The organism is Streptomyces sp. NPDC055506, assembly GCF_053643595.1.
The window spans coordinates 1-14,822 of the sequence record NZ_JBSHKH010000172.1 but is presented as its reverse complement, the minus strand read 5'-3'; the positions used below and the strand labels follow the sequence as shown (position 1 = coordinate 14,822).

The 14,822-nt window shown below is 71.2% G+C and carries 15 protein-coding genes; 7 read left to right on the top strand and 8 right to left on the bottom strand.

Annotated elements, in window-relative coordinates; all coding sequences use genetic code 11:
• Nucleotides 1-40: 40 nt before the first annotated feature.
• Both ACWIF2_RS37085 and ACWIF2_RS37080 read right to left on the bottom strand, forming a co-directional pair.
• Nucleotides 41-1,306, bottom strand: a complete 1,266-nt coding sequence (locus tag ACWIF2_RS37085; protein ID WP_454365596.1) for a L,D-transpeptidase — start codon at nucleotides 1,304-1,306, stop codon at nucleotides 41-43.
• A 245-nt stretch (nucleotides 1,307-1,551) separates the two neighbouring features.
• Nucleotides 1,552-1,941, bottom strand: coding sequence for a hypothetical protein (locus ACWIF2_RS37080; RefSeq protein ID WP_454365594.1), 390 nt, complete (start codon nucleotides 1,939-1,941; stop codon nucleotides 1,552-1,554).
• Nucleotides 1,942-2,050: 109 nt separating this feature from the next.
• Here ACWIF2_RS37080 and ACWIF2_RS37075 point away from each other — a divergent pair, with 109 nt between their 5' ends.
• Nucleotides 2,051-2,365, top strand: coding sequence for a hypothetical protein (locus tag ACWIF2_RS37075; RefSeq protein WP_454365592.1), 315 nt, complete (start codon nucleotides 2,051-2,053; stop codon nucleotides 2,363-2,365).
• Nucleotides 2,366-2,444: 79 nt separating this feature from the next.
• Here ACWIF2_RS37075 and hutH read toward each other — a convergent pair whose 3' ends face one another.
• The 3 genes from hutH to ACWIF2_RS37060 form a co-directional block, all read right to left on the bottom strand.
• A complete protein-coding gene (hutH, locus tag ACWIF2_RS37070) occupies nucleotides 2,445-3,983 on the bottom strand; it encodes a histidine ammonia-lyase (protein WP_454365598.1) in 1,539 nt (512 codons plus the stop codon).
• A gap of 91 nt (nucleotides 3,984-4,074) precedes the next feature.
• Nucleotides 4,075-5,229, bottom strand: coding sequence for a diguanylate cyclase domain-containing protein (locus ACWIF2_RS37065; RefSeq protein ID WP_454365591.1), 1,155 nt, complete (start codon nucleotides 5,227-5,229; stop codon nucleotides 4,075-4,077).
• A 250-nt stretch (nucleotides 5,230-5,479) separates the two neighbouring features.
• Nucleotides 5,480-6,280 (bottom strand): enoyl-CoA hydratase/isomerase family protein, encoded by an 801-nt coding sequence (locus ACWIF2_RS37060; protein ID WP_454365589.1) that lies wholly within the window; start codon nucleotides 6,278-6,280, stop codon nucleotides 5,480-5,482.
• Between the two features lie 216 nt (nucleotides 6,281-6,496).
• Between ACWIF2_RS37060 and ACWIF2_RS37055 the strand changes: the two genes are divergently transcribed.
• The gene (locus tag ACWIF2_RS37055) at nucleotides 6,497-7,192 is read left to right on the top strand and encodes a hypothetical protein (protein ID WP_454365587.1); all 696 of its coding nucleotides are present in this window, start codon (nucleotides 6,497-6,499) and stop codon (nucleotides 7,190-7,192) included.
• A 9-nt stretch (nucleotides 7,193-7,201) separates the two neighbouring features.
• On the opposite strand, the gene ACWIF2_RS37050 is transcribed toward ACWIF2_RS37055, so the two are convergent.
• Nucleotides 7,202-8,305 (bottom strand): adenylate/guanylate cyclase domain-containing protein, encoded by a 1,104-nt coding sequence (locus ACWIF2_RS37050; protein ID WP_193481709.1) that lies wholly within the window; start codon nucleotides 8,303-8,305, stop codon nucleotides 7,202-7,204.
• Nucleotides 8,306-8,482: 177 nt separating this feature from the next.
• Nucleotides 8,483-9,358, bottom strand: coding sequence for a biotin--[acetyl-CoA-carboxylase] ligase (locus ACWIF2_RS37045; RefSeq protein WP_454365585.1), 876 nt, complete (start codon nucleotides 9,356-9,358; stop codon nucleotides 8,483-8,485).
• A gap of 110 nt (nucleotides 9,359-9,468) precedes the next feature.
• On the opposite strand from ACWIF2_RS37045, the gene ACWIF2_RS37040 reads away from it, so the two are divergent.
• From ACWIF2_RS37040 to ACWIF2_RS37025, 4 genes are all read left to right on the top strand, one after another.
• Nucleotides 9,469-11,073, top strand: coding sequence for an acyl-CoA carboxylase subunit beta (locus ACWIF2_RS37040; protein WP_454365583.1), 1,605 nt, complete (start codon nucleotides 9,469-9,471; stop codon nucleotides 11,071-11,073).
• Between the two features lie 25 nt (nucleotides 11,074-11,098).
• Entirely contained in the window at nucleotides 11,099-11,308 is a 210-nt protein-coding gene (locus ACWIF2_RS37035; RefSeq protein WP_454365581.1) for an acyl-CoA carboxylase subunit epsilon, read from the top strand.
• 77 nt (nucleotides 11,309-11,385) lie between these two features.
• A complete protein-coding gene (gene mmpB / locus ACWIF2_RS37030) occupies nucleotides 11,386-11,514 on the top strand; it encodes a morphogenic membrane protein MmpB (protein ID WP_454365579.1) in 129 nt (42 codons plus the stop codon).
• A 32-nt stretch (nucleotides 11,515-11,546) separates the two neighbouring features.
• The gene (locus ACWIF2_RS37025) at nucleotides 11,547-12,167 is read left to right on the top strand and encodes a Maf family protein (protein ID WP_382490034.1); all 621 of its coding nucleotides are present in this window, start codon (nucleotides 11,547-11,549) and stop codon (nucleotides 12,165-12,167) included.
• Here ACWIF2_RS37025 and ACWIF2_RS37020 read toward each other — a convergent pair.
• Nucleotides 12,136-12,567 carry a hypothetical protein gene (locus tag ACWIF2_RS37020; RefSeq protein ID WP_454365576.1) on the bottom strand — a complete coding sequence of 144 codons (432 nt, stop codon included), beginning with the start codon at nucleotides 12,565-12,567 and terminating at the stop codon, nucleotides 12,136-12,138. The genes ACWIF2_RS37025 and ACWIF2_RS37020 overlap by 32 nt on opposite strands.
• A 344-nt stretch (nucleotides 12,568-12,911) precedes the next feature.
• Between ACWIF2_RS37020 and ACWIF2_RS37015 the strand changes: the two genes are divergently transcribed.
• The gene (locus ACWIF2_RS37015; protein ID WP_454365574.1) at nucleotides 12,912-14,687 is read left to right on the top strand and encodes an acetyl/propionyl/methylcrotonyl-CoA carboxylase subunit alpha; all 1,776 of its coding nucleotides are present in this window, start codon (nucleotides 12,912-12,914) and stop codon (nucleotides 14,685-14,687) included.
• The last annotated feature ends 135 nt before the right edge of the window (nucleotides 14,688-14,822 follow it).

Below are 14,822 nucleotides of genomic sequence, written 5' to 3'. Positions count from 1 at the left end.
CAACTCGGGAGCTACCGGACCGTCAGGAGCTACCGGACCGTCAGGCCGCCGAACCGGCCTTCCAGTCGGCCCAGCTCATGTTCCAGCCGTTGAGGCCGTTGTCCGGCGCGACCGTCTTGTCGCCGGTGTTCTGGACGACGACCACGTCACCGAGGATCGAGTTGTTGTAGAACCACGCGCCCGGCGTCTTCGGGTCGTCGGCGCCCTTCGCGTCCTGGAGGCCGACGCAGCCGTGGCTGGTGTTCGCGCTGCCGAAGATGGACTTCGCGCCCCAGTAGTTGCCGTGGATGAAGGTGCCGGAGCTGGAGAGGCGGATGGCGTGCGGCACGTCCTTGATGTCGTACTCGCCCTTGCCGTCGTCGTCCGTGAAGCCCACGGTCGCGCCGTTCATGCGCGTCTCCTTGAACTTCTCGGACATCACCATGATGCCCTCGTAGGTCTTGTTCTCGGGCGAGCCGGCGGAGATCGGGATGGTCCGCACGGTCTTGCCGTCCTGCGTGATCTTCATCTGCTTGGTCTTCGCGTCGACGTACGAGACCTGGTTGCGGCCGATCTTGAAGGTGACCGTCTTCTGCTGGACCCCGTAGACACCCTCGGCGCCCTCGACACCGTCGAGCGCGAGCTTCAGCGTGACGGTGGAGCCTTCCTTCCAGTACTCCTCGGGGCGGCAGTCCATGCGGTTGGCGCTGAACCAGTGGCAGGCGACCTCCTGGCCGCCGGTCGTGCTGACCTTGATGCCCTTCTGGACGGCGGCCTTGTTGGTGATCGCCTTGTCGAAGTTGATCGAGACCGGCATGCCGACGCCGACGGTGGTGCCGTCGTCCGGGGTGAAGTTGCCGATGAAGCTGTTGGCCGGGGAGACCGTGGTGAAGGAGGCGTTCTCGTGGGCGACGCGGCCCTCGTCGTCCTTCGCCTCCGCGGCGAGCTTGTAGTTCGTGGAGCGCTCCAGCTGGGCGCTCGGCTTCCAGCTCTTCTTGTCGGCGGATATCTGGCCGCTGACCTCAGTGCCGTCGGAGGTCGTCATCGTGACGTCCGTGAGCGTGCCCTTGCTGACGGTGACGGCGGCGGAGTTGTTGATGGAGGCGTTGTCGGAGCCGTCCTCAGGCGTGATCTTGATCTGGGCCGCGGAGGTCTTCTTGGCCGCGGCCTCGTCGACCTTCGACTGGGAGCTGTCGCCGCCGTCACTCCCGGAGGCGTTGTCGTCGCCGCCCGTACAGGCCGAGAGCGCCAGCACTCCACCGAGCAGTGCGGACGCGACCGCCAGGCCCTTGCGCCGCTTACTGACCGTTATCACACGCTTCTCCATCGTTGCCGATTTCCCCAAGACCCCGAGTGTGTCCCCGTCAAGACCAAGTGCCCCCGCGTGGACTCGTGAGTCCTCGTCGAGACCTTTCAACGCTACGACCGGTTGGTCCGGTTCCCCATGTGACACAGGTGTGGGGATCACCACGTCCGCGGCGCGGATGGTGCTGGTGCGGTCGGTGCGTCGCTTGAGACGACGAAACCCCGGGCGGCGGTTGCCACCCGGGGTCAGGTTTTCCCCGAGCCGCCTCAGCCGGCCGCGTGCGCCCGGCTTCCGCCGTCCTCTTCGTCACTGTCCTCATCGTCGATCAGGTCGTACTCGCCCTCATCATCATCCTCGTCGTAGTCCCAGTCCGGCGAATCGGGGTCGTACTCGATCCGCTCGCTGCTCCAGGAGGCCTGCTGGAGTTCGACCCCCGGGACCTGGCTGACCAGGTCGAACGGGTCCACGAGGTACGCGAGGGCCTCAGCGGTGTCTTCCGTCACAGCGTTCTCGGCGTGTACCCGTTCCGACGCCGGCAACTCGGCGTCGTCGGCGATCCGGCGCAGCGCGGACTTGGTGACCGCGTCCGCGTCGTCGACCTCCAGAACGAGTTCCACCCGAACCCGTACAAAACGTGATGTCTCAGGAGTGCTCATGGCGGGAGCGTACGTCCAGGATCTCCCGTGACTTTCCCGTGACCCGCGCCTTTTACTAACATCACCCCACACGGCCAATTCGCCAGTGCCACAAGGGGATCGATATTCCGTGTCATCCGCTCGCCGCCCGTTGCTGACCACCACCGCCGCAGCGACTCTGCTGGGCGCCCTGTGGTTCGTCCCGTCCGCCAACGCGACGTCGGACTCCCCGGTGAGAGACGCGGTCTCGACGAGCCCGTCGCCGCAGGTCACAGAGCAGGCGCGGATCGCGGCCACGACCGCGGGCGACTCCGTCACCGACACCCGTCTCGCCGACACGGGCAGCTTCGACAGCACGCCCTACGTGGCCGGCGGCACGATGTTCCTCATGCTGGGCGCGGGCTTCGTCGCCTATTCGGTCCGCCGGGAACGGCTCGGTCTCTGAGCGCACTTGGCGCAAGGGCGACCACCCAGGGGCCCTGCCGCCCGGCAAGGCCCCTGCCGCATTCGTCGTACTGGTCGTACTACTGAAGCGGCCCGGTGACCGTCTCCACCGCGGCGAGCAGCCGCCCGTCGCGCACGAAGGCGTCCGCGGCGGCCAGGTCGGGCGCCAGGAACCGGTCCGGCCCGGGACCCTGAACTCCCGCTTCCCGTACGGCGTCGATGACCGCCCGCGTCGCGGGCGCCGGCGTCAGCCCCTCGCGCAGCTCGACGGCGCGCGTGGCGGCGTACAGCTCGACGGCGAGGACCCGGGTGAGGTTGTCGACGGCCGTGCGCAGCTTGCGCGCCGCCGACCAGCCCATCGAGACATGGTCCTCCTGCATCGCGGAGGACGGGATCGAGTCGGCGGACGCCGGTACGGCGAGCCGCTTCAGCTCGCTCACCAGCGCGGCCTGCGTGTACTGAGCGATCATCAGGCCCGAGTCCACACCGGCGTCGTCGGCCAGGAACGGCGGCAGGCCGTGGCTGCGGTTCTTGTCGAGCAGCCGGTCGGTGCGCCGCTCGGCGATGGAGCCGAGGTCGGCGGCGGCGATGGCGAGGAAGTCCAGGACGTAGGCGACCGGCGCCCCATGGAAGTTGCCGTTGGACTCCACCCGTCCGTCGGGCAGCACCACCGGGTTGTCGACCGCCGACGCCAGCTCGCGGTCGGCGACCAGCCGGGCGTGGGCCATGGTGTCCCGCCCGGCCCCGGCGACCTGCGGGGCGCAGCGCACCGAGTAGGCGTCCTGGACGCGCGGGGCGTCGTCCTGGTGGTGCCCGGTCAGGCCCGAGCCCTTCAGCACGGCCAGCATGTTGGCGGCACTGGCGGCCTGCCCCGGATGCGGCCGGATGGCGTGCAGTTCGGGCGCGAGGACCCGGTCGGTGCCGAGCAGGGCCTCCATCGACAGGGCGGCCGTGATGTCGGCGGACCGGTAGAGCGTGTCCAGGTCGGCCAGGGCCATGACCAGCATGCCGAGCATGCCGTCGGTGCCGTTGAGGAGGGCGAGGCCTTCCTTCTCGCGCAGTTCGACCGGCTGGATGCCGTGCGCGGCGAGGAGTTCGGCGGCCGGGCGTACGGCACCGTCGGGGCCCTCGGCGTCGCCCTCGCCCATGAGCGCGAGCGCGCAGTGGGACAGCGGTGCGAGGTCGCCTGAGCAGCCGAGGGAGCCGTACTCGTGCACGACCGGGGTGATGCCGGCGTTGAGGAGGTCGGCCATCGTCCGCGCCACCTCGGGCCGTACGCCGGTGCGCCCGGAGCAGACGGTCTTCAGCCGCAGGAACATCAGGGCGCGCACGACCTCCCGCTCCACCCTCGGCCCCATCCCAGCGGCGTGCGAGCGGACGATGTTGCGCTGGAGCTGTGCGCGCAGCTCCGGGCTGATGTGCCGGGTCGCCAGGGCCCCGAAGCCGGTGCTCACGCCGTACACGGGGTCCGGCTTGGCCGCCAGCGCGTCCACGATCTCGCGGGCCGCGGCGAGGGCGGCCACCGCCTCCTCGGAGAGCTCGACGCGGGCACCGGCACGCGCCACGGCGAGCACGTCGGACGCGGTCACGCCGGACGTCCCCACCACCACAGTGTGCATATCCATATTCAGGAGCGTACGCAGTGAATTCGATGATGTCACCACTGGGGGCGGGGTTCACCCCTTACCGATACATCACACGACCGCTGCCCTACGGCGCATGCCGCCCGCGGAACCGCCGGCGCTCCCCGTCGGCCCCCTTGGACGGCTCGTCCGCCAGCCGCATGACGGGATCATCCGGCCCGGCCCGGCCCGCGACCACCGGCCGGGCGGCCCGCTCGGCCTTGGCCCGGTACTGGGCGGCGTCCGCGAGCCGGAACAGCCGCCGCGCGGAGCGTACGGGCCCGATCGGATCCTCGGTCGAGGCGACCCCGCAGGCCACACCGTCCCCGAGCTCCAACTCGGACGCCCGGCGGCACAGTTCGCCGGCCGCCTTCACGACCTGGTCGGCGGGCGGCCCGACCGCCAGCAGACAGAACTCGTCCCCGCCGAGCCGCGCCGCGAGCGCCCCCGGCAGCATGGCCCCGCACAGCGACAGCACCGAGCCGAAACGCTCCAGGAGCCGGTCGCCGACGGCATGCCCATGGGTGTCGTTGACCCGCTTGAGCCCGTTCAGATCGCAGACGACGAGGCTGACGACCGCGCCGTCCCTGCGGTGCCGCTCGATCGCCTGCTCCAGGCGTACGTCCACGGCACGACGGTTGGCGAGTCCTGTCAGCGCGTCGGTGAACGCGAGCCGCCGGGCCTCCTCAAGGCGCTCGGTCTGGGCGATGCCGGCGGCCACGACGGAGGCCAGGACGGTGGCGAAGTCGGCGTCGGCCCGCTCGAAGACGGCCTCACCGGCCGGGCGGGCGACATACAGCTCGCCCCAGGCCCGCCCGTGCAGCACGATCGGCGCGACCACGCAGCAGCCCCGGCCCCGTCGGCGCAGGGCGGCGACACGCTGATGGCAGTAGCCGGGACGCCGCCCGGCGGCGGGCCCCTCGGCGGTCTCCACCCACGCGTCGGGCTCCCCGCCCCCCGCCGCCCACTGCTCGTGCAGGAACTCGGTGATCTCCGCGAACTGGTGCACCGGATAGGCCTCGTCGTCCGGGAACTCCTCCTCCCCGTCGGCCAGCGCACCCACGTTCACGAGGACTTTCAGCCGCCCGAGCTCCCGCTCCCACACCGACAGCGCGGCGAAACTCCCGCCCAGCGCCCGGCACGCCCCGGCAGCCGCCGCACGCCACGCCTCACGCGGCCCGTGCGCGGCCGCCATCCCCTGAGCCAATGCGACGACGGCCACCAGCCGTCTGTCCTCACCCATCACTCCAGGCTAGGGACTTTTCAGCCAATCCGTTCTGTGGACGACGCGAACGGGGACGACCAAGCTGCGGGCATGCGTGCCTCCCCCAGTGCCTTAAGGGCCTGGGAGGTGCCCCCAGGGCGGCACGGGTGGGCGGTGGGGGTCCCCCCGCTCGAGCGAAGCCGAGAGTGGGGGAGGCACCTCGTCGCGCCGAGCTGCGCACCCACCCGCCCCCAGCACCAACGCCGAGTACCGGCCAACAAACCCCAGCTCACTCCCCGGGCCACTCCGGCTTCCGCTTCTCGTTGAACGCCGCCACACCCTCCGCCCGATCCCCCGAAAACGCCACCGCCCTCCAAGCCGCGTCCTCCACCTCGAGCCCCGCCCGCAAGTCCAACCCCTGCCCCAACCGCAACGCCCGCTTCGCCGCCCGCAACCCCACCGGCGAATTCCCCGCGATCCGAGTGGCCAGCTCCAGCGCCACCTCCCGGTCCCGCCCCTCCTCCACCACCTGATCGACCAACCCCAACTCGCCCGCCTCCACGGCCTCCACCCGCCGCGCCGAGAAGATCAGCTCCGCCGCCCGAGCCGCCCCCACCCGACGCGGCAGCAGCTGCGTGCCCCCACCCCCGGGAATCACCCCCACCGACACCTCCGGCAGCCCCACCACCGCCGTACGGTCCGCCACGATCACGTCACACGCGAGCGCCAGCTCGAACCCGCCCCCCAGCGCGAACCCGTGCACCGCCGCCACCGTCGGCACCGGCACCTCCAGCACCCCGGTGTACGCCCCACGCGTCACCGGCCGCTGCCGCACCAGATCCGCGTCGCTGAACGAGTTCCGCTCCTTCAGGTCGGCCCCCACGCAGAACGCCCGCTCATGAGTCGAGGTCAGCACGACCACCCGTACGTCCCGGTCCTCCCCCAGCGCCGCACACGCCCCGGCGACGGACCGCGCCATCCCGGTCGACACGGCGTTCATGGCCTTGGGCCGGTCGAGGACGAGCTCCGCGACATGTCCCTGCTCATGCCGCCGCACCAGCACGAACTCCCCGAACCGTTCCTCGTTCATGACACCCTCCGGTTAACGCGGGTTAACAACCTCACCGCCCCGATCATCGCAGCCGCACCCCCCGCACGAAAGAGCGGACGCGACCGGTTCCCGCGCTCACCCGCCCACCCGTTCGAGTGACATCACCTCAATTCCGGCCCGACCGCCCATGGGAGCGCATAGCGTGCGTCCGCCAACGGCGCACAGGGGGCGCGTGCGCATCGGGGAGGAACCGTGATGAGGGCGAACACACCGACCAGGCCACAGCGGGACACCGGGACTGCCACGGCACCCCGCCGAACGGAGCCGGTCGCACCCGCCGAGCCGCCCCCGACGGAGACCGACCCCTTCGCCCCCCGGGTCCGGGGCCGCCACCGCAAGCCCCGCTCCCACAAGGCCCTGCTCGCCGCCGGCGGCCTCGCCCTGGCCGCCGGCGCCCTGAGCCTCGTACGTCTGGCCCCCGGCCCGAGCCCCGACAGCGTCGGCACCATCGAGGCCGAACCCCGCCCGGACCCGGTCACCACCGGCACGGACACGGGCCGGACCGCCGACACCGCCGCGTCCTTCCCGGCCGCCGCCCCCGAGGCCAGCCCCTCGTCACCCGCGGCCCTGGGCGGCCTGACCCCGTCCACGGCGACCAGGGACGCACGACCGGCCCCGCCCGCCGCTACCGGCACCCGAGGGGCCGCCACGACCGCCGCTGACCGGCCCACGACCATCCCCGACACGCCGAACACCCCGGCACCGGCCACACAGGGCGACGCCCCAAGCCCGGCCCCGGCTGAGCCCGCTCCGCCGAGCCGGACCACGCCCGCCCCGGCGCCCGAGCCCAAGCAGCCGAAGAAACCCGAGCAGCCGAAGAACCCGGACGACCCGGGGCTGTGCGTGCCGGTCATCGGCGTGTGCGTGGACACGCCGGGACGCCGCGGCTGACCGCCCCTGTCAGCCCAGGTCCCGCCGCGTGAGCAGCCACGGCTCCACGACGCCCAGCCCACGCACGGGCCGCTGCCACATCGGCTGCAACGCGAACCGGTACGCCGGAGGCTCCTCGCCCTCCTTCTCGGCCGCCGCGGCCTCCTCGGCCGCCTCCGCCTCGGAGGACGGGGCGTCCTGCGTGCGGATCAGCTCCTCGGCGAAGGCGGTGTCGACGAGGACGGCGTCCTTCGGAGCTATCGAGGTGAGCCGGGAGGCCAGGTTCACGGTCGTACCGAAGACATCGCCCATACGGGTGGTCACGGTGCCGAACGCCATGCCGACACGCAGCTCCGGCATCGTCTCGTCGTGCGCCATGGTCTCGATCAGCCGCAGGGCGATCTCGGCGGCGACGCCCGCGTCGTCGGCGGCGTACAGCACCTCGTCGCCGAGGGTCTTGATCAGCCGCCCACCGTTGGCGGCCACCAGGTCGGCGGCCGTGGTCTCGAAGGCCTCGACCAGCTCGCCGAGCTCCTCCTCCTCCATCCGGCGGGTCAGCCGGGTGAAACCGACCAGGTCCGCGAAGCCCACGGCGAGCCGCCGGTCGACCATCTCCTCGTCGTCGGCGGCCTGCACGACCCGACCGGCCGAGGCGGCGAGCTGACGCCGCCAGACGTAGACGAGGAACTCCTCCAGCTCGGGCAGGAGCAGCTCGACGATCGGATACGTCACCTCGGTACGGGTCATGCCCGGCTCGGGCGGCTCGGTCAGCCCCTCCAGGAACGAGTCGATCTGCCACTCGGCGAGCCGTGCGGTGGTCTGCCCGGTGGACCGGGCCACCTGTACGGCCATCGCCTCGCTCAGCAGCCCGGCCTCGACGAGACCGGCGAGACGCCGCAGCGCGAGTACGTCCGCCTCGGTGAGGGCCTTGGCCTGCCCGATGTCCGCGAAGCCCATCGCCCGCCAGAAGCGGGAGGCCAGTTCCATGGAGACACCGGCGCTACGGGCCGCCTGAAACGGGGTGTACCGGCGCTCGGCCCCCAGAATGAGCCCTTCGAGGCGCAGGGCGAGCGGGTCCTCGCCGGGGTCGGCGCCCTGCGCGTCCGTGCCGGAGTCCGGGTCTTCGACGGTCACGCGTGCTGCCCTTCCGATCTGTCACGGTCATGTATCGACCGGCCTCAACTCTACGGCAGGTGTGCGCCAGCTCACTCCGTCAGGCACTCAGCTGCGGGCATGCGTGCCGCTAAGGGCGGCACGGGTGGGCGCGGCGGCACCTCGTCGCGCCGAGCTGCGCACCCACCCGGCCTCAGCTCAAACCGGCCTCAGATGCACGATGTCCCCCGCCCCCACAGGCTCCTGCACGCCATCCTCCGTCGCCAGCACCAACCGCCCGTCCCCGTCCACAGCCACCGCCTCCCCCACGACGCCCCGATCCCCCGGCAACTCCGCCCGCACGGTCCGTCCGAGCGTCGCGCAGGACGCCGCGTACGCCTTCTGCAACCCGCTCACCTCCGGGTCACCCCCCGCCGCACGCCACTTCCCGTACCACTCCTCCAGAGAACGGAGCACCCCCCGCAGCAGCGGATCCCGATCCGTACTCACCGCCCCGGCCAGCCCCACCGACCCCGCCGTAGGCACCGGCAGCTCGTTCTCCTTCAGCGAGACATTGATGCCGACCCCGATCACGACCCCGTGGTCACCGGCCTGCTCGGCGAGGATCCCCCCGGCCTTGCGTTCCTCGCCCCGCACCGTGACCAGCACGTCGTTCGGCCACTTCAGGGCCGTGTCGACACCCGCAGCCCGCGACAGCCCCGTCGCCACCGCCACACCCGTCAGCAGCGGCAGCCACCCCCACCGCCCCACCGGCACCTCGCCCGGCGTGAGCAGCACGGAGAAGAACAGGCCCGACCGCGGCGGCGCCGTCCACTGCCGGTCCAGGCGGCCTCGCCCGGCCGTCTGCTCCTCGGCGACGAGCACCGCGCCCTCGGCGGCCTCCCCCTTGTCCGCCCGGGCCACGAGGTCGGAGTTGGTGGAGCCGGTGCGCTGCACCACGTCCACCTCCGACCACAGCCCTCCCTCCCGCACCAGCCCCCGGCGGAGGGCGGTGACATTGAGGGGCGGGCGGTCCAGGTCCGACCAACGGCTACCGTTCGGCTCACTCGGCTCTGCTGCATCTCGCGGCGTCATGCAAGCCACCCTAGGTGTGGTAAACGCCGCACTGCCGACCCGAGGGCACCGCACTACTCTACGGATGAGTAACCGTCCCCCCTTTTGAGCAGGCAGGGAGCCGCATCCCGATGTCCGAGCCGGAAGAGCTGCAGCAGCCTGACATTCACACGACCGCGGGCAAGCTCGCGGATCTCCAGCGCCGTATCGAGGAAGCGACGCACGCCGGCTCCGCACGCGCCGTCGAGAAGCAGCACGCCAAGGGCAAGCTGACGGCCCGTGAGCGGATCGAACTCCTCCTGGACGAAGCCTCCTTCGTCGAGCTGGACGAGTTCGCCCGGCACCGGTCCACCAATTTCGGACTGGACAAGAACCGCCCGTACGGCGACGGCGTCGTCACCGGGTACGGCACCGTCGACGGCCGCCCCGTCGCCGTCTTCTCGCAGGACTTCACGGTCTTCGGCGGGGCGCTCGGCGAGGTCTACGGCCAGAAGATCGTCAAGGTCATGGACTTCGCCCTGAAGACCGGCTGCCCGGTCATCGGCATCAATGACTCCGGCGGGGCCAGGATCCAGGAGGGCGTCGCCTCGCTCGGCGCCTACGGCGAGATCTTCCGCCGCAACACCCACGCCTCGGGCGTGATCCCGCAGATCAGCCTGGTCGTGGGCCCCTGCGCCGGCGGCGCCGTCTACTCCCCGGCCATCACCGACTTCACGGTCATGGTCGACCAGACCTCGCACATGTTCATCACCGGGCCCGACGTCATCAAGACCGTCACCGGCGAGGACGTCGGCTTCGAGGAGCTCGGCGGAGCCCGCACCCACAACGCGACCTCGGGCGTGGCCCACCACATGGCCGGGGACGAGAAGGACGCCATCGAGTACGTCAAGCAGTTGCTGTCGTACCTGCCGTCCAACAACCTCTCCGAACCGCCGGTCTTCGCCGAGGAGGCCGACCTCGACATCACCGACGAGGACCGCGAGCTGGACGCCATCGTCCCGGACAGCGCGAATCAGCCGTACGACATGCACGCGGTGATCGAGCACGTCCTGGACGACGCCGAGTTCTTCGAGACGCAGCCGTTGTACGCGCCGAACATCGTCACCGGCTTCGGCCGGGTCGAGGGCCACCCCGTCGGCATCGTCGCCAACCAGCCGATGCAGTTCGCCGGCTGCCTCGACATCACCGCCTCGGAGAAGGCGGCCCGCTTCGTGCGCACCTGCGACGCCTTCAACGTCCCGGTCATCACCTTCGTGGACGTCCCCGGCTTCCTGCCCGGCGTCGACCAGGAGCACGACGGCATCATCCGCCGCGGCGCCAAGCTGATCTACGCCTACGCCGAGGCGACGGTCCCGCTGATCACGATCATCACCCGCAAGGCCTTCGGCGGCGCCTACGACGTCATGGGCTCCAAGCACCTGGGCGCCGACCTCAACCTCGCCTGGCCCACCGCCCAGATCGCCGTCATGGGCGCCCAGGGCGCGGTCAACATCCTGCACCGCCGCACCATCGCCGAGGCGGAGGCGAACGGTGAGGACCTCGAGGCGGTGCGGGCCCGGCTGATCCAGGAGTACGAGGACGCCCTGCTCAACCCCTACGTCGCGGCCGAGCGTGGCTACGTCGACGCGGTGATCATGCCGTCCGACACCCGCTGCCATGTCGTACGGGGTCTGCGTCAACTGCGCACGAAGCGGGAATCCCTGCCTCCGAAGAAGCACGGCAACATCCCCCTCTAGCCCGCAGCGAGCCCAGGAGACCCACATGACGATCAAGGTCGTACGGGGCAATCCGACCCCGGAGGAGCTGGCCGCCGCACTGGCGGTGGTCAGGGCCCGCGCCGCGGCGGCGACAGAGACCCCGCCCGGCGCACCGGTCCCCCGCGACTCCTGGTCCGACCCGTCCCGCATCGCATCCCACCGCCTGCCCCAGCCGGGGCCGGCGGCCTGGGGCAGGACCTACTGGCCGTCCTGATCGCTCGACAAGGCGGGGCGCCGATTTGAGTATCCCTACTCAGGCGCCCCCGCCCTGCCGAGCCGCACGCTGGACTCATGCTGTGGTCCGACCCCGAGAACGAACCGCCGAAAGAGCTCCGCGACATGCAGGACATGCTCCGGCGGCTGGGCGTTCTCGTGGCACTGGCCATGTTCGTGGGCATGCTGGTGATCGGCATCAGGTGAGCCGGCCTCGCCCAAGTGACTAACCTGACTGCATGACCGCTCAGCCCCGCAGGCGACTCGTCCTCGCCTCCCAGTCCCCCGCCCGGCTCGGACTGCTCCGCCAGGCCGGACTCACCCCCGAGGTGATCGTGAGCGGCGTCGACGAGGACGCCGTCACCGCTCCCACCCCCGCCGAGCTGGCGCTCGCCCTCGCCGAGGCGAAGGCCTCCGTCGTGGCGGCCCGTCCGGAGACCAAGGGCGCGCTCGTGATCGGCTGCGACTCGGTGCTCGACCTGGACGGCCAGGCCCTCGGCAAGCCCGCGGACGCCGAGGAGGCCACGGCCCGCTGGAAGTCGATGCGCGGCCGCGCCGGCACCCTCCAGACCGGCCACTGCGTCTACGACACGCTCACCGGCCGCTATGTCTCCGCCACCGCGTCCACGGTCGTCCACTTCGGCGACCCGACGGACGAGGAGATCGCCGCCTACGTCACCTCGGGCGAACCCCTCTACGTCGCCGGGGCCTTCACCCTGGACGGCCGCTCGGCCCCGTTCATCAACGGCATCGACGGCGACCACGGCAACGTGATCGGCATCAGCCTGCCCCTGGTCCGGCGGCTCCTCGCAGACCTGGGCGTCGGCATCACGGAGTTGTGGGCGCCGGCGGAGCGATGACCGGCTCGGCCGGTCGGTCGTACGTCATCAGCAGCAGGACGATCAGGCCGAGCACCAGCATCATGAAAAGGAACGCGGGCCAGCCGACGATTCCCCACGTGAAGGCGCCCAGCAGCCCGTGCACGACCGCCGCGCTGATCAGCAGCACCCGCCCGAGGCCCGCCGGGGGGCGGTCCCGCAGCGCCACGAGCAGGGCGACCAGGCCGCACAGCGCGAAGTAGAGGCCGAAGGCGATCCCGCCGATCTTCGACGACACCGACATCATGTGCGGATCGAGCCCGGCCAGGGACATGTCCTGCCGGTCGACGACGACCCCGAGGAACCAGTTCAGCGCGGCGATGCCGAACGCCTCACCGAAGAGCACCACCGCCACGACCCATGCCACCGGCCTGCGCACCACCGGGCCCACCCTCTTACCCCTAGTACGTTCGAGACATCGCGAACGCTACTGACAGGTAAACCCTGGGACAAGGGTTCAGCGGCGGGCAAAGAATCATTGGGCCATTCGTAGGGACTCCACAAAGAAACGGAGTGGCCCGCAGCACGTGATGACAGAGACCTTGACCACAGGAGACGGCTAGGGTTTCCCGCAGGAGTGCTGCGTACCGCGGTGCGACAAGGGATTTCGCGGGTCGAGCGAGCCTCGCATCACGCTCCGTGTGGGCAAGCTCACCACTGGGGACGGGTCGAAGTGCCGTGTCGGCAGTCCCTAAACTCGGCTTGTTTCAAGGAGGGAGCCTCATCGTGCGCAAGGTGCTCATCGCCAACCGTGGCGAAATCGCTGTCCGTGTGGCCCGGGCCTGCCGGGATGCCGGCATCGCGAGCGTGGCCGTCTACGCCGACCCGGATCGGGACGCTCTGCATGTCCGCGCCGCGGATGAGGCGTTCGCCCTGGGCGGTGACACCCCGGGCACCAGCTACCTCGACATCGAGAAAGTGCTGAAGGCCGCGCGGGAGTCGGGCGCGGACGCCATCCACCCGGGCTACGGCTTTCTCTCCGAGAACGCGGACTTCGCCCAGGCGGTCCTGGACGCGGACCTGATCTGGATCGGGCCGCCCCCGCAGGCGATCCGCGACCTCGGTGACAAGGTCGCCGCCCGGCACATCGCGCAGCGCGCGGGCGCCCCGCTGGTGGCGGGCACGCCCGACCCGGTCTCCGGCGCCGACGAGGTTGTCGCCTTCGCCGAGCAGCACGGTCTGCCGATCGCCATCAAGGCGGCCTTCGGCGGCGGCGGCCGAGGCCTGAAGGTCGCGCGCACGCTCGAAGAGGTGCCGGAGCTCTACGACTCGGCGGTGCGCGAGGCGGTCGCCGCGTTCGGGCGCGGCGAGTGCTTCGTCGAGCGCTACCTGGACAAGCCGCGGCACGTGGAGACCCAGTGCCTGGCCGACCAGCACGGCAACGTCGTCGTGGTCTCCACCCGTGACTGCTCCCTCCAGCGCCGGCACCAGAAGCTGGTGGAGGAGGCTCCCGCCCCCTTCCTGTCCGACGCGCAGGTGGAGGAGCTGTACTCGGCCTCCAAGGCGATCCTGAAGGAGGCCGGCTACGTCGGCGCCGGCACGGTCGAGTTCCTCGTCGGCCTCGACGGCACGATCTCCTTCCTCGAGGTCAACACCCGCCTCCAGGTGGAGCACCCGGTCACCGAGGAGGTCGCGGGCATCGACCTCGTCCGCGAGATGTTCCGCATCGCCGACGGCGAGGTGCTCGGCTACGACGACCCGGTGCTGCGCGGCCACTCCTTCGAGTTCCGCATCAACGGCGAGGACCCGGGCCGCAACTTCCTCCCGGCCCCCGGCACGGTCACGAAGTTCGACCCGCCGGCCGGCCCGGGCGTCCGCCTGGACGCGGGCGTGGAGTCCGGCTCGGTCATCGGCCCGGCGTGGGACTCCCTGCTGGCCAAGCTGATCGTCACCGGCCGCACGCGCAAGGAGGCCCTGGAGCGGGCTTCCCGCGCGCTGGAGGAGTTCCAGGTCGAGGGCATGGCCACGGCGATCCCGTTCCACCGCGCGGTGGTGAAGGACCCGGCGTTCGCCCCCGAGCTCACCGGCTCGTCCGACCCGTTCACGGTCCACACCCGCTGGATCGAGACGGAGTTCGTCAACGAGATCAAGCCCTTCGCCGCGCCGGCCGACGCCACGGAGGCGGAGGAGGAGCTGGACCGCGAGACGGTCGTCGTCGAGGTCGGCGGCAAGCGCCTGGAGGTCTCCCTCCCGGCCTCGCTCGGCATGTCCCTGGCCCGCACGGGCCTGGCGGCGGGCGCCAAGCCCAAGCGCCGCGCGGCGAAGAAGTCGGGCCCCGTCGCCTCCGGCGACACCCTCGCCTCCCCCATGCAGGGCACCATCGTCAAGGTGGCCGTCGAGGAGGGCCAGGAGGTCAAGGAGGGCGACCTGGTCGTCGTCCTCGAGGCGATGAAGATGGAACAGCCCCTGAACGCCCACAGGTCGGGCACGATCAAGGGCCTCAGCGCGGAAATCGGCGCCTCGGTCACGTCCGGCGCGGCGATCTGCGAAATCAAGGACTGAAGCAACACAGAACGGGCGGGCAGGCGCACCAGCACCTGCCCGCCCGTTCGTTTACCTGGCTGCGGGCATGCGTGCCGCTAGGGCGGCACGGGTGGGCGGTGGGGGTCCCCCCCCGCTCGAGCGAAGCCGAGAGTG

Excerpts from the sequence above, each read along its gene's own strand:
- ACWIF2_RS37040 (WP_454365583.1), top strand. The coding sequence starts at position 9,469 with ATGTCCGAGCCGGAAGAGCTGCAGCAGCCTGACATTCACACGACCGCG.
- mmpB (WP_454365579.1), top strand. The coding sequence starts at position 11,386 with ATGCTGTGGTCCGACCCCGAGAACGAACCGCCGAAAGAGCTCCGCGAC.
- ACWIF2_RS37025 (WP_382490034.1), top strand. The coding sequence starts at position 11,547 with ATGACCGCTCAGCCCCGCAGGCGACTCGTCCTCGCCTCCCAGTCCCCC.
- hutH (WP_454365598.1), bottom strand. The coding sequence starts at position 3,983 with ATGCACACTGTGGTGGTGGGGACGTCCGGCGTGACCGCGTCCGACGTG.
- ACWIF2_RS37035 (WP_454365581.1), top strand. The coding sequence starts at position 11,099 with ATGACGATCAAGGTCGTACGGGGCAATCCGACCCCGGAGGAGCTGGCC.
- ACWIF2_RS37055 (WP_454365587.1), top strand. The coding sequence starts at position 6,497 with ATGAGGGCGAACACACCGACCAGGCCACAGCGGGACACCGGGACTGCC.
- ACWIF2_RS37080 (WP_454365594.1), bottom strand. The coding sequence starts at position 1,941 with ATGAGCACTCCTGAGACATCACGTTTTGTACGGGTTCGGGTGGAACTC.
- ACWIF2_RS37060 (WP_454365589.1), bottom strand. The coding sequence starts at position 6,280 with ATGAACGAGGAACGGTTCGGGGAGTTCGTGCTGGTGCGGCGGCATGAG.
- ACWIF2_RS37085 (WP_454365596.1), bottom strand. The coding sequence starts at position 1,306 with ATGGAGAAGCGTGTGATAACGGTCAGTAAGCGGCGCAAGGGCCTGGCG.
- ACWIF2_RS37045 (WP_454365585.1), bottom strand. The coding sequence starts at position 9,358 with ATGACGCCGCGAGATGCAGCAGAGCCGAGTGAGCCGAACGGTAGCCGT.
- ACWIF2_RS37065 (WP_454365591.1), bottom strand. The coding sequence starts at position 5,229 with ATGGGTGAGGACAGACGGCTGGTGGCCGTCGTCGCATTGGCTCAGGGG.